12 protein-coding genes are annotated in these 12,220 nt (G+C 58.2%); 7 read left to right on the forward strand and 5 right to left on the reverse strand.

The genetic code is table 11. The annotated features are described in order from the left end of the window. The first annotated feature begins 235 nt into the window (after positions 1 to 235). Positions 236 to 2,305 carry an AsmA family protein gene (locus tag AB4O40_RS20340; RefSeq protein ID WP_460053551.1) on the forward strand — a complete coding sequence of 690 codons (2,070 nt, stop codon included), beginning with the start codon at positions 236 to 238 and terminating at the stop codon, positions 2,303 to 2,305. A gap of 89 nt (positions 2,306 to 2,394) precedes the next feature. Here the strand turns inward: AB4O40_RS20340 and AB4O40_RS20345 are convergent, their stop codons facing one another. The 3 genes from AB4O40_RS20345 to AB4O40_RS20355 all read right to left on the reverse strand — a co-directional run bounded on the left by AB4O40_RS20345 (position 2,395) and on the right by AB4O40_RS20355 (position 5,082). Continuing rightward, the gene (locus AB4O40_RS20345) at positions 2,395 to 3,093 is read right to left on the reverse strand and encodes a hypothetical protein (protein WP_460053550.1); all 699 of its coding nucleotides are present in this window, start codon (positions 3,091 to 3,093) and stop codon (positions 2,395 to 2,397) included. A gap of 72 nt (positions 3,094 to 3,165) precedes the next feature. After that, on the reverse strand, positions 3,166 to 3,939 hold the full coding sequence (locus AB4O40_RS20350; protein WP_460053548.1) for a hypothetical protein: 774 nt from the start codon (positions 3,937 to 3,939) through the stop codon (positions 3,166 to 3,168). Between the two features lie 240 nt (positions 3,940 to 4,179). Next, on the reverse strand, positions 4,180 to 5,082 hold the full coding sequence (locus AB4O40_RS20355) for a LysR substrate-binding domain-containing protein (protein ID WP_460053547.1): 903 nt from the start codon (positions 5,080 to 5,082) through the stop codon (positions 4,180 to 4,182). Positions 5,083 to 5,203: 121 nt separating this feature from the next. Here AB4O40_RS20355 and AB4O40_RS20360 point away from each other — a divergent pair, with 121 nt between their 5' ends. From AB4O40_RS20360 to AB4O40_RS20370, 3 genes are all read left to right on the forward strand, one after another. Beyond that, positions 5,204 to 5,842, forward strand: a complete 639-nt coding sequence (locus tag AB4O40_RS20360) for an FMN-dependent NADH-azoreductase (RefSeq protein WP_056725382.1) — start codon at positions 5,204 to 5,206, stop codon at positions 5,840 to 5,842. Continuing rightward, a complete protein-coding gene (locus AB4O40_RS20365; protein WP_056725381.1) occupies positions 5,843 to 6,148 on the forward strand; it encodes a DMT family transporter in 306 nt (101 codons plus the stop codon). Between the two features lie 107 nt (positions 6,149 to 6,255). Then, entirely contained in the window at positions 6,256 to 7,146 is an 891-nt protein-coding gene (locus tag AB4O40_RS20370) for an esterase/lipase family protein (RefSeq protein ID WP_414918287.1), read from the forward strand. Between the two features lie 144 nt (positions 7,147 to 7,290). Here AB4O40_RS20370 and AB4O40_RS20375 read toward each other — a convergent pair whose 3' ends face one another. Then, positions 7,291 to 8,166, reverse strand: a complete 876-nt coding sequence (locus AB4O40_RS20375; protein ID WP_056725378.1) for a DMT family transporter — start codon at positions 8,164 to 8,166, stop codon at positions 7,291 to 7,293. A 97-nt stretch (positions 8,167 to 8,263) separates the two neighbouring features. Here AB4O40_RS20375 and AB4O40_RS20380 point away from each other — a divergent pair, with 97 nt between their 5' ends. From AB4O40_RS20380 to AB4O40_RS20390, 3 genes are all read left to right on the forward strand, one after another. After that, positions 8,264 to 9,058 (forward strand): AraC family transcriptional regulator, encoded by a 795-nt coding sequence (locus AB4O40_RS20380; protein WP_056725376.1) that lies wholly within the window; start codon positions 8,264 to 8,266, stop codon positions 9,056 to 9,058. 64 nt (positions 9,059 to 9,122) lie between these two features. Further along, complete coding sequence (locus AB4O40_RS20385; protein WP_056725374.1) at positions 9,123 to 9,434, forward strand: PsiF family protein; 312 nt, start codon at positions 9,123 to 9,125, stop codon at positions 9,432 to 9,434. Positions 9,435 to 9,604: 170 nt separating this feature from the next. Next, complete coding sequence (locus tag AB4O40_RS20390) at positions 9,605 to 10,618, forward strand: AI-2E family transporter (protein ID WP_056725372.1); 1,014 nt, start codon at positions 9,605 to 9,607, stop codon at positions 10,616 to 10,618. 143 nt (positions 10,619 to 10,761) lie between these two features. On the opposite strand, the gene AB4O40_RS20395 is transcribed toward AB4O40_RS20390, so the two are convergent. After that, positions 10,762 to 12,036 carry an Hsp70 family protein gene (locus AB4O40_RS20395; protein WP_008001051.1) on the reverse strand — a complete coding sequence of 425 codons (1,275 nt, stop codon included), beginning with the start codon at positions 12,034 to 12,036 and terminating at the stop codon, positions 10,762 to 10,764. Positions 12,037 to 12,220 lie beyond the last annotated feature (184 nt).

Consider the following 12,220-nt stretch of genomic DNA (forward strand, 5'->3'; position numbering starts at 1 on the left):
TCCTGCCCCGAAATGGGTATTTTCGACTCATCTTCGACAGGCAGTAGTGCGGGGGGCGGTAACGCTGAATGACTGATTGGTCAGCTTTTGACTGGGTGAATTCAGCGAAATCGGTCTTTCGATTAAACCTGCCGGGTTTTTATCAGTCGTAACTCTCATGGCGAGCCGTTTGCGGCTCACCGTTTCACATGTGCGTCGCAGTCGGGGCGCTCAGTCGTATCAGGAGCCCTGTGCAATGACGCGCACTCAAAAGACGTTGGTCTGGACCCTTTCCACTTTCCTTAGCTTGTTGATGGTGCTGGTGCTGATCATCGTGTTTTTTGACTGGAACCGGATCAAACCGCCGCTCAACGCCAAGGTTTCCGAAGAGCTGCACCGCGCTTTCGCCATCAACGGCAATCTGTCGGTGGTCTGGCAGCCCGAGCCCGATGAAAGCGGCTGGCGCGCCTGGGTGCCGTGGCCTCATGTGGTGGCCGAAGACTTGAGCCTGGGCAATCCTGACTGGTCGAAACAACCGCAGATGGTCACCCTCAAGCGGGTGGAGCTGCGTATTTCACCCCTGGCATTGCTGGCGCAGCGGGTGGTGATCCCGCGTATCGATCTCACCGAACCCAATGCCCAACTGCAACGCCTGGCTGACGGGCGCGCCAATTGGACCTTCAAATTCGACCCGAAGGACCCGGACGCCGAGCCTTCGAGCTGGGTGGTGGATATCGGTGCGATTGGCTTCGACAAGGGCCATGTCACCCTCGATGACCAGAACCTGAAGACCCAGCTCGACGTGCTGATCGATCCATTGGGCAAACCGATCCCGTTCAGCGATATCGTCGGCGACAAGGCGGCGAAAGCCGCGCAGGAAAAGGGCTCGTCACCCCAGGATTATGCGTTCGCCCTCAAGGTCAACGGCCAGTACCACGGCCAGAAACTCGCGGGCCAGGGCAAGATTGGCGGGCTGTTGGCGTTGCAGGACGCGGCACGGCCGTTTCCGCTTCAGGCACAGGTAAAGATCGCCGATTCCAGCGTTGAACTGGCCGGCACCCTGACCGATCCACTGAACCTGGGTGCCCTGGACTTGCGCCTGAAACTGGCCGGCACCAGCCTGGGCAACCTCTACCCGCTGACCGGCGTGATCCTGCCGGACACGCCACCTTATGCCACCGATGGCCACCTGATCGCCAAGTTGCACGAGGCAGGTGGTGCGGTGTTCCGCTATGAACAATTCAACGGCAAGATCGGTGAAAGCGACATCCACGGCAATCTGACCTATGTGGCCAGCCAGCCACGGCCAAAACTCAGCGGCTCGCTGCTGTCCAATCAATTGCTATTCGCTGACCTGGCGCCGCTGATTGGTGCCGACTCCAACGCCGAACAGAAGGCCCGGGGCGGTGACAGCAAACAACCGGCGGACAAAGTGCTGCCGGTCGAAGAGTTCAAGACCGATCGTTGGCGCGATATGGATGCTGATGTCGAGTTCACCGGCAAGCGCATCGTGCACAGCGAAAAGTTGCCGTTCAACGACCTCTATACCCACCTGGTACTCACCGATGGCGTACTCAGCCTCGAACCGCTGCGTTTCGGCGTGGCCGGCGGTAAGCTGGATGCGCAGATTCGCCTGAACGGCCACGCCGATCCACTGGAGGGGCATGCCCAACTCACGGCCCGAGGCTTCAAGCTCAAGCAGTTGTTCCCCGGCTTTGAACCGATGAAAACCAGTTTCGGCGAACTCAACGGCGATGCTGATATCAGCGGGCACGGCAATTCGGTGGCCAAACTGCTGGGCAGCGCCAATGGCAATCTGAAAATGCTGATCAACGATGGCGCCATCAGTCGCGAGTTGATGGAGCTGGCGGGCCTGAACGTCGGCAACTACGTGGTCGGAAAAATCTTTGGCGACAAGGAAGTGAAGATCAACTGCGCGGCGGCCGACTTCGGTATCCAGTCCGGCCTGGCAACTACTCGCCTGTTTGTGTTCGACACCGAGAACGCCATCGTCTACATCGACGGCACCGCTAACATGGCCACTGAACAACTGGACCTGACCATCACGCCGGAATCCAAGGGCTGGCGCCTGATTTCATTGCGCTCGCCGCTGTATGTGCGCGGCAAGTTCATCAAGCCCGATGCCGGGGTCAAGGCCGTGCCGCTGATGTTGCGCGGAGCCGGGATGGTGGCGCTGGGCGTGATCGCCGCACCAGCGGCAGGGTTGCTGGCGCTGGTGGCACCGAGTGGTGGCGAGCCGAACCAATGTGCGCCATTGTTGGAGCAGATGAAGGCGGGCAAGGCGCCGAAGACTGTGAAGTACTGACGCCAATTCTATGATCCTGCAGCACTTCACTAAGTATCTCGAAGTGCTGTGCTGCCTGTATAAAATTTCTTTTTGTCGGTGCCAAAAATTTACCGAGAATCTTGGATTCGAATTATTTCGGCAGTAATACTGTCATCGAGATATGCGTCAACTTCAACTCTGAGGTCTTCGTACGTGGACTCGTCAAAAGTGCTGGATAATAGCCAGGTATTAAAGTCATCTTTGTTGGTTGTATCGAGCACAGGGTTGTTCAAAATGCCGATATCGAGATATTGACCGCTCTCGATAGTAATTCTCAGTGTGTGCACGATTTTTTCGTGGTTGATAAAGGTCAATAGGATGTCAGTGCTCGTCTTTTTTTCTGAAGTGTCGCCTTTTTTGTTATCCTGGTAGCTTGTAGTTGTGTGGGCGTTAAAACGGGTAGTTAGGGCCAATATTGATGGCGAATCCTTGGGCTGCTCCTTCAGTACGGAAAACGCATGGTCAAGTGTTTGTCGATCGTTCTCTGAAAGTACATCGCCATAAGCTTGCAGCGAGATAGTGTACAAGCTTTCTTCGTTGGAATGAGTGTTGGTTTGATCTAAGCTGCAGGTCACCCAGCTCAGGTCTGCGACAGTTTTTGTATAGGTTGACCACACCTCGTCGCTGTTGGTGCTATTAGCTTCGGCTACTAAATGGCCAGTGAGGCTTGAATGTAAAATGTCATTTTTGAATTTTTCGGAGTGTTCTCCAGAAAAGATAACAATATTGCCGCTGACAATGTAGAAGTCTAAATTGGAAGTTGGCATTTTTGGCTCCAGATATATTCGTTTGTTAAAGTCGACAAGTTTCGTCGACTTTAACATGGCCTGTGCGTGGCATTAGACCGGCTTTAGTTTTGGGAGCTTCCTGATCTTCGATTTAGCTTCGTTCAGAAAGACTTCGCGTAGCTCTCCGCGCAAGTCGTCAAAAATGGCGTTGTCCAGATAAGTGTGCATTGCTCCTGATTTTATGGTGGTGGATTGTTTGGTGGTCTTCCAGAACAGAAAGCTTGTTGTGCTTTCCTGATTGTCCAGTGCGATGGTGTTCAAAACCATATTCACTTGCCCGTTGCTATCAAGCCATGCCGGGGCAATGTCGAACTTTGATTGTTTTCCAAGCTTTTTATTTGACTCAAATAACGTGATCGATTCTTCATCACCCTGGATGGCGGTGATGGCTTGTTTTGCGAGGTTTGTCAGTAAGTTTGCATTGTTGCCAACTAGTCCTTTTATTACATCTATGGCGACTTGGTCCATTGTCAGGTTTATGCCCTTGATAGTCACGTCCTGAAGGTTTTTTGCTTGAATTACCCAGCCCAGATCACTTAATCCTTTTGTGTAGTATTTATACCATTCAAACTGTTGTGTGGTATCCGGGTATTCTATGTCGGCTGCATTCTGCATAACCAGTTTGCAGAGGTTGACATCTGATATCAGGCTTTCAGAGAATCCCGGGAGAAATATATTCACACTGTCAGGAGTTACAAATCCATTTGGGCCATTGTTATCGTGTGGAGGTGTGGGTGTTTCATTGAGCGATAAAAAAGATCGAATGGCTTCTGGTTTAAGAGGGGGGAGCGTATTGATAAATTCCAAGCGTTGTTCAATGTTCATATAGAATCCTTTCTAACGAGTTTTGGTGATCGTTTGGTTGCGGCTCAAGCTTAAGCTGAATAAAGGTAAAGTCTATTTTGATGTTGTTACTTTTAATGTTTGGGTTGGTTTGTATTCTGGCTTGCAGGGCTGCGGTGTATAATTAGGTTTTAAAGTTGAGGGCGTCTCTAGATGTTTGAGTTGCGGGGGCGGTACAGAGGTTTTTTATAAGTGCACTCTCTGCTTAGTTGTCGAAGGTTCCTATCTTTGAAATAGGCGGGATAATTGAGTCTCCTCCTGCAACCACGCAAAAAACGCTCGAACCGGGGGATGCCGCTCGCGCCCCGGCACGCACAGTGCGCTGTAGCCGGCGCCATCGACCTGGATGTCCCCGCGGTACGGCAACAACAGGCCACTGGCCACGCTTTCCGACACCAGAATATTGCTCGCCAGCACCAGACCTTGCCCGGCAATCGCGGCTTGCAGGGCGTAGTGTTCTTCGTCGTATTCACGCACGGCGGGCTGGCCGTTCAACCATGTTTCACCGGATCGCGCACACCAGGCCTCCCAGCCGTGGGCATAGAGCTTGGAGTTGTGCCAGCGCACGCTGATCAGCACCGGTGTGCGACTCGACGCCAGGGCCACTTGTTCGGGCGAACCGTAGACACCGAAGGATTCATCGAACAGGCACTGGCCGTACAGGTTGGGGTAATCATCGAGGCTGTAGCGCAGCACCAGATCGACACTGGCGTCCTGATGCAGATCGATGACCTCGCAGTGGGTATCGAGGCGCACGTTGATGTTCGGGTGACGGGCGTAGAAGCGTCCAAGCCGTGGCACCAGCCACAGGGCGGCGAAGGCGGCGGTGGTGGAAACTGTCAGGTTGGCGCCGCTGCGTTGTGGGCGCAGGGTATCGACACTTTGCGCCACTTCGAGGAAAGCACCGTGCAGGCTCTGGAACAGCCGTTCGCCGCATTCGGTCAGGCGTACCTGGCGTGGCAGGCGCTCGAACAACGGCACACCGAGCCAGCTTTCCAGGGAGCGGATCTGGTGTGACACCGCCGTCGGGGTGACGGACAGTTCTTCGGCGGCAGCCTTGAAGCTCAACAGGCGTGAGGCGGATTCGAAGGCCCGCAGGGCGGTCAACGGCAATGAGGCAAACATTCAACACTCCATGGATGAAATAGATTCATCCAGACTGATTTCTTCTCATTTGAACGAGGACGTTGGTCAGCTTCAAGCTGCAAGCCACAAGCCGTTTGAGTTTAGTCCTGAGGAGAGACAGATGAGTAGAATTCTTGCTGTTCACGCCAGTCCCCGTGGTGAGCGTTCGCACTCCCGGCGTTTGGCCGAAGTGTTTCTAGCGGCCTGGCAGGCCCGTCATCCACACTCACAGTTGACCCGACGCGAAGTCGGTCGGACGTTGATACCGCCGGTCAACGAGGCATTCGTGGCTGCCGCGTTTTACCCCGAGCCCGACGCTCGGCCGCTGTCGATGCAGGCTGACCTGGCCCTCAGTGACGAACTGGTTGGCGAACTGCTTGGCCACGATGTGTTGCTGATATCCACACCGATGCACAACTTCAGCGTACCCAGCGGTCTCAAGGCCTGGATCGATCAGATCGTGCGGGTCGGGGTGACCTTCGATCACAGCCTGGACAATGGCGTGGCTCAGTACGAGCCGTTGGTACAGGGTAAAAAGGCCCTGATCATCACCAGCCGTGGCGGCTTCGGTTTTGGCCCGGGTGGCGAGCTCGAAGCCATGAACCATGCCGATACGCTACTGCGTACGGTGCTCGGATTCATCGGCATCACGGACGTCACCGTGGTGGCTGCCGAGGGCGAAGAGTCCACCGAGCGCAGCTTTGAAATATCTGCCGCCGAGGCTGAGCAGCGTCTGTTGGCGCTGGCCGGGGAGTTCTAGGTGGCCTGGCTGTTTCTGCTGGTCGCCGCCGGGTTCGAAGTCACCTTCGCCATGGGCATGAAGTACGCCGAGGGCTTCACCCGTCTCTGGCCTTCGCTGATCACCGTGGTCGCCGCTGTGGGCGGGATCTACTTCCTGACTCTTGCCATGCGCGAGTTGCCGGTGAGCATCGCATACCCGATCTGGACCGCCATCGGTTCGCTGGGCACGGTGTTTCTCGGTTTCGCGCTGCTGGGTGAAAGCCTGAGCGTGATCAAGCTGGTCTCGGTCGGGCTGATCGTGGCGGGCGTGGTGGGGTTGAAGTAGGGCCGATGACATAGACTTGTCGTCGAGTTGTCATCTTCGCAGGCTTAGCTTGGCGGATGTCTTGCATCCCGCCTTGCATCAACACCCGACCACAAGGATGTCCACCCATGTCGCAAGGTTCTGCCCCGCGCTACCCGCTGGTGTTGGTCCCGGGAATGCTCGGGTTCATCCGGTTGGTGCTTTATCCGTACTGGTACGGGATCGTCGAGGCGTTGCGCCGTGGTGGTGCGGTGGTGTTCGCGGTGCAGGTCTCGCCGCTCAATTCGAACGAAGTGCGCGGCGAGCAATTGCTGGTGCGTATCGACGAAATCCTGCGGGAAACCGGAGCCGCCAAGGTCAACCTGATCGGCCACAGCCAGGGCTCGCTGACCGCCCGTTATGCAGCGGCAAAGCGTCCTGACCTGATCGCTTCGGTGACCTCGGTGGCGGGGCCGAACCACGGTTCGGAGCTCGCCGATTACCTGCACGAGCATTATCCCCATGACAGCGTCCGTGGTCGTCTGCTGAGCGTTTTGCTACGGATGATCGGGGTGCTGATGGGCTGGCTGGATACCGGTTACCGCGGGCCGAAGCTGCCGGTGGATATCCATGCGTCTCATCACTCCCTCACCAGTGCTGGCGTGGCGCTGTTCAACCAGCGTTATCCACAGGGCTTGCCTGACACCTGGGGCGGTCACGGGCCGGAACAGGTCAACGGCGTGCGCTATTACTCCTGGTCCGGCACCTTGCAACCGGGCATTACCGATCGCGGGCGCAATCTGTTGGACGGCACCAACCGCACTTGCCGGCTGTTCGCTAAAACCTTCGTCCGCGAAGCCGGGCATTGCGACGGCATGGTCGGGCGCTACAGCTCGCACCTGGGCACGGTGATTGGCGATGAGTATCCGCTGGATCACTTCGATATCGTCAACCAGTCGCTGGGGCTGGTGGGCAAGGGGGCCGAACCGATCCGGCTGTTTGTCGAGCATGCGGCGCGGCTGGCGGCGGCAGGCGTCTAGACCGCCTGTGGCGAGGGAGCTTGCTCCCGTTCGACCGCGCAGCGGTCGCAAATCGATCATTGAGTCTTGGGTGAATGAATAGGGGCTGCTGCGCAGCCCAACGGGACGGTGCGGCGATCCGACAAGCTCCCTCGCCACAAAAAGCTAGGCGCGACCCAATACCGTCGTCCATCGCTCGGAAACAATCACTCCACCCAAGGTCAATACCCCGCCCACCAGGTGATACAGCGCCAGTTGTTCATGCAGCACCACCGCCGCAATCAGGGCGGTAATCAGCGGCAGCAAATTGAAGAACTGTGTGGTCCGGCTCGGTCCCAAACGCACCACGGCCTGCATCCACGCCAGCGGCGCGACCATCGATGCCAGCAGGCAGGCGTACAGCACCAGCGGAATGTTCTGCAGGGTCGGGCCAACTTTCGGTGAGGCGATGAACAATGGAAACAGCACCACCACGGCCACCAGCACCTGCAGATACAAGAGCACCAGCGGCGGCAGTTTCAGTTGCCATTTTTTCAACAGGGTGCTGTAGACCGCATAGGCCAGGGTGGCGATCAGCATCATCGCGTCGCCCAGGTTGACCCCGTGTTCCAGCAATGTGCCAAGGCTTCCGGACGACACCACCACCAGGACACCGGCAAACGACAGTACCGCACCGGCCAGGGCGCCCATGGTCAGGCGCTGGCCGAGACTGATGATCGCCATGGCGAGCGACATCAGCGGCATCAGCGACAGGATGATGCCCATGTTGGTGGCCGAGGTCAGGCTCGCGGCGAAGTACGCCAGGCTTTGATAGACCGCCATGCCGAGAACACCGAGGACAAAGATCTTGCCCAGCTTTGGGCGGATCAGTGGCCAATGGGCGAGCACCGGTTTGAGCATGAAGGGCGTGAACAGCAACCCGGCCAGCAGCCAGCGGTAGAAACCGATCTCGGCGGGGAAGATCGCCCCGGCCGACATTTTGGTGATCACGGTGTTGCCGGCCCAGATAAAAATGGCCAGCAGGGGATAAGCGTATTGCATCGGGAAAAACCAGAACGTTAATGAAGGGCAATTATCCTCTTGTCTGGATGCAAGCCTATACTTCGATCCAGACAACCGGCCCCTGATGACGGACAGCATGAGCAGTAAACACATCGACCTGCTGGATTTCAGCGAACTGCCGTCGGCGGTGTACTTCCGCTACGCCGATTTCGACGCCCACGAATACGCCGCGCCCCATCGACATCCTTGGGGGACGCTGGAATATGCCGCCCACGGCGTGCTGCACATGGACGTCGAGGGCAGCCGCTTCATGTCGCCACCGCAATACGCGGTGTGGGTGCCGCCGCAGATCGAGCACAGCTTCTACAGCCACCAACCGGTCAACTACCGCGCGGTGTGCCTGGCACCCAAGGTCTGCGCCGACCTGCCGCCGCGAGCCTGCACCCTGGCCATCAGCGACGTCCTCAAGGCGATCCTCAAGGACTTCGCCGCCCGGGACGTGAAAATCCCCGAACAGGCCGCCGACCAGCGTCTGGCCCAGGTATTGGTGGACCAGTTGCAACAGGCCCCGGTGCACGAGTGCTACCTGCCCTATGCCAGCAGCCCCGGATTGCTCGGGATCCTGGAAGCGCTGCAGGCCGAACCGGGGGACAATCGGCCGCTGTCGGAATGGGCCGCACGCATCCATGTCAGCGAGCGCACCCTGGCGCGGCAGTTCGTGCGGGAACTGGGCATGAGTTTCGGTGAGTGGCGCCAGCGCCTGCGTTTTCTGGCGGCGATCGAAGCGCTGGACAGCCCGCGCAGCATTCAGGAAATCGCCTTCGACATGGGCTACAGCACCGGCTCGGCGTTTATCGCGATGTTCCAGCGCCAGGCCGGATGTACGCCGGAGCAGTATCGGCGCAGCCATCTGGAGAACAGGAAGGTGTAACAGGGGTTGTCTACACTCCAGTGCAAGGCCACGCCCCTCGGTGTGGCGACCAGGAGAAAACTCCATGAAGATGATGCGTGTCCCTTTGTTGATGATCGGTTTGCTGCTGTGCTCCCAGGGCTTTGCCGCCAATACGGCCCAGCAAGAGAAGATGACCACCTGCAACGCCGACGCTACGGCCAAAAGCCTCAAGGGCGACGAGCGCAAAGCTTTCATGAGCACCTGCCTGAAGGCGACTGCGCCGGCAAACGATGCTGGTAAGACCTTGACCCCACAGCAAGAGAAGATGAAGACCTGCAATGCCGACGCCGCCACCAAAGCCCTTAAGGGGGATGAGCGCAAGGTGTTCATGAGCGATTGCCTGAAGAAAAAATAAACTAGGGCTGAAAAATTTTGGAGCTGTGAGGGCCCCATCGCGAGCAGGCCAGTCGAGGCACTGCAAACATCCAGGGCCCCCACTAAGGTCGCCCCACACAATCCCTAGTGCTCGCACCGGATCGCTGGCAGACTGCCAATCCTTTTTACGCCGTTCGTTTTTGAGGCTGTATGCCAACGTTTTCTCAGCGTCAAGTCTTGCTGGTCATCAGCTGGGTCATCATTTTTGGCGGGCTGCTGCTGGTCCTGCCGCTGCGGTTGCTGCCCAGCCTGCTCGCCGGATTGCTGGTGTTCGAACTGGTCAACATGCTCACCCCGCAACTGCAACGGCTGATCGAAGGCCGGCGTGCGCGCTGGCTGGCGGTGGCATTGTTGGGGACTCTGATTGTCAGCGTGCTATCGCTGATCTTTGCCGGTGCCTTCAGCTTCCTGCTGCACGAGGCGGAAAACCCCGGTGCCTCCCTCGACAAGTTCATGGGAGTGGTCGACCGCGCGCGCGGGCAACTGCCGCCGTTCATCGACGCCTACCTGCCGGCCAGTGCCGCGGAATTCCGCGTGGCGATTGGCGAGTGGGTCAGCAAACACCTCAGCGATTTGCAATTGGTGGGCAAGGATGCGGCGCACATGTTCGTGACCTTGCTGATCGGCATGGTGCTGGGTGCGATCATTGCCTTGCAGCGTGTGCCGGACCTGACCAAGCGCAAGCCGCTGGCTGCGGCGCTGTTCGAACGCCTGCACCTGCTGGTCCAGGCGTTTCGCAACATCGTGTTCGCCCAGATCAAGATTTCCCTGCTCAACACTGTCTTCACCGGGATTTTCCTGGCGGTGATCCTGCCGATGTTCGGGATCAAGCTGCCGCTGACCAAAACCCTGATCGTGCTGACCTTCCTGCTCGGCCTGCTGCCGGTGATCGGCAACCTGATGTCGAACACTTTGATCACCATCGTCGGTTTGTCGTTGTCGATCTGGGTCGCTGTGGCGGCGCTGGGTTACCTGATTGTTATCCACAAGCTCGAATACTTCCTCAACGCGCGCATCGTCGGCGGGCAGATCAGTGCCAAGTCGTGGGAGTTGCTGCTGGCGATGCTGGTGTTCGAGGCCGCGTTCGGCCTGCCGGGGGTAGTGGCGGGGCCGATTTACTACGCGTATCTGAAGAGTGAGTTGAAGCAGGTGGGGATGGTTTGATCTGCTTCGGATCTAGAAGTTGATCAAATTGTGGCGAGGGAGCTTGCTCCCGCTGGGTCGCGCAGCGGCCCCCTTATCCCTGAAAAGAAGGGAACTGCTGCGCAGTCCTACGGGAGCAAGCTCCCTCGCCACAGAGATTGTGGTCAGTCCATAGAGCCGTAGCGCTTGGCCGCTTCAATCGCCAAACCGCTACCGATACTGCCAAAGATGTTCCCTTCCACATGCCGCGCCTTCGGCAACATCGCCGAAACACTGTTGCGCAGCGCCGGAATCCCGCTCGAACCACCGGTGAAGAACACGGTATCGACCTGGTCGACCCGTACGTCGGCGTCCGCCAGCAGTTGGGTGACGCTGTTGCGCACCCGCTCCAGCAGGCTGTCGATGGCCGACTCGAACAGCGCCCGGCTCAGGTCCACGCTCAGGCCCGCTTCAATGCGGTCCAGTGGCACGTGGCGATTGTCGGCGTGGGTCAGCTGGATCTTGGTTTCTTCCACTTCCATGGCCAGCCAGTGTCCGGCACGCTGTTCGATCAGCTTGAACAGGCGGTCGATACCGCCGGTGTCTTCGATGTCGTAGCGCATGCTGCCCAGGGCCAGTTGCGATTTTTGCGAGTACACCGAGTTGATGGTGTGCCAGGTCGCCAGGTTCATGTGGTGGCTGGTGGGCATGTAGGCGCCGCTCTTCATGCGGCTACCGTAGCCGAACAGTGGCATCAGGCCTTGCAGGCTGAGCTGTTTGTCGAAGTCGGTTCCGCCGATGTGCACACCGCCGGTGGCGAGGATGTCTTCGTGGCGGTTATCCACACCCCGACGCTCCGGCGACAGGCGCACCAGGGAGAAGTCGGAGGTACCACCGCCGATGTCGACGATCAGCACCAGCTCTTCTTTCTCGATGGTCGACTCGTAGTCGAACGCGGCGGCAATCGGCTCGTACTGGAACGAGACCTCCTTGAAGCCGATCTTGCGCGCCACGTCGACCAGAGTGTCTTCGGCTTCCTTGTCGGCCATCGGGTCATCGTCGACAAAAAACACCGGGCGACCCAGCACCACTTCTTCGAATTCCCGACCGGCGGACGCTTCGGCGCGGCTCTTGAGCTGGCCGATGAACAGCCCGAGCAGGTCCTTGAACGGCATCGCCGTGCCCAGGACGCTGGTGTCGTGCTTGATCAGCTTGGAACCCAACAGGCTCTTGAGCGAGCGCATCAGGCGGCCTTCGTAGCCTTCCAGGTACTCGTGCAATGCCAGCCGGCCGTACACCGGGCGACGTTCTTCGATATTGAAGAAGACCACTGACGGCAGGGTGATCTTGTCGTCCTCCAGCGCGATCAGCGTTTCCACGCCGGGGCGCAGCCAGCCGACGGTGGAGTTGGACGTGCCAAAGTCGATACCCAAGGCACGGGCTGGAGATGCGTTGTTCATGTCTTTCAGGTTCCGGTTAAAAAACGGCCGCGCAGTGTATGTCAGAGCGCGCCAGATTCGAAGGCCGGTTATCTGCTAATTCTTCGCGGACAATGCCTTGAAAGATGGGTGATCCCCCCCAAACTACCCTGCATCAACCGGACAGCCGCGGGAGTGCTCGCAAGAAGCCCCGTCTGCTGCCGAT

Source organism: Pseudomonas sp. S2_F07 (assembly GCF_054668325.1).

What these genes read in the sequence shown, in the direction of transcription:
- AB4O40_RS20340 (WP_460053551.1), top strand. Translation starts at nt 236, where the DNA reads ATGACGCGCACTCAAAAGACGTTGGTCTGGACCCTTTCCACTTTCCTT.
- AB4O40_RS20345 (WP_460053550.1), bottom strand. Translation starts at nt 3,093, where the DNA reads ATGCCAACTTCCAATTTAGACTTCTACATTGTCAGCGGCAATATTGTT.
- AB4O40_RS20350 (WP_460053548.1), bottom strand. Translation starts at nt 3,939, where the DNA reads ATGAACATTGAACAACGCTTGGAATTTATCAATACGCTCCCCCCTCTT.
- AB4O40_RS20355 (WP_460053547.1), bottom strand. Translation starts at nt 5,082, where the DNA reads ATGTTTGCCTCATTGCCGTTGACCGCCCTGCGGGCCTTCGAATCCGCC.
- AB4O40_RS20360 (WP_056725382.1), top strand. Translation starts at nt 5,204, where the DNA reads ATGAGTAGAATTCTTGCTGTTCACGCCAGTCCCCGTGGTGAGCGTTCG.
- AB4O40_RS20370 (WP_414918287.1), top strand. Translation starts at nt 6,256, where the DNA reads ATGTCGCAAGGTTCTGCCCCGCGCTACCCGCTGGTGTTGGTCCCGGGA.
- AB4O40_RS20375 (WP_056725378.1), bottom strand. Translation starts at nt 8,166, where the DNA reads ATGCAATACGCTTATCCCCTGCTGGCCATTTTTATCTGGGCCGGCAAC.
- AB4O40_RS20380 (WP_056725376.1), top strand. Translation starts at nt 8,264, where the DNA reads ATGAGCAGTAAACACATCGACCTGCTGGATTTCAGCGAACTGCCGTCG.
- AB4O40_RS20385 (WP_056725374.1), top strand. Translation starts at nt 9,123, where the DNA reads ATGAAGATGATGCGTGTCCCTTTGTTGATGATCGGTTTGCTGCTGTGC.
- AB4O40_RS20390 (WP_056725372.1), top strand. Translation starts at nt 9,605, where the DNA reads ATGCCAACGTTTTCTCAGCGTCAAGTCTTGCTGGTCATCAGCTGGGTC.
- AB4O40_RS20395 (WP_008001051.1), bottom strand. Translation starts at nt 12,036, where the DNA reads ATGAACAACGCATCTCCAGCCCGTGCCTTGGGTATCGACTTTGGCACG.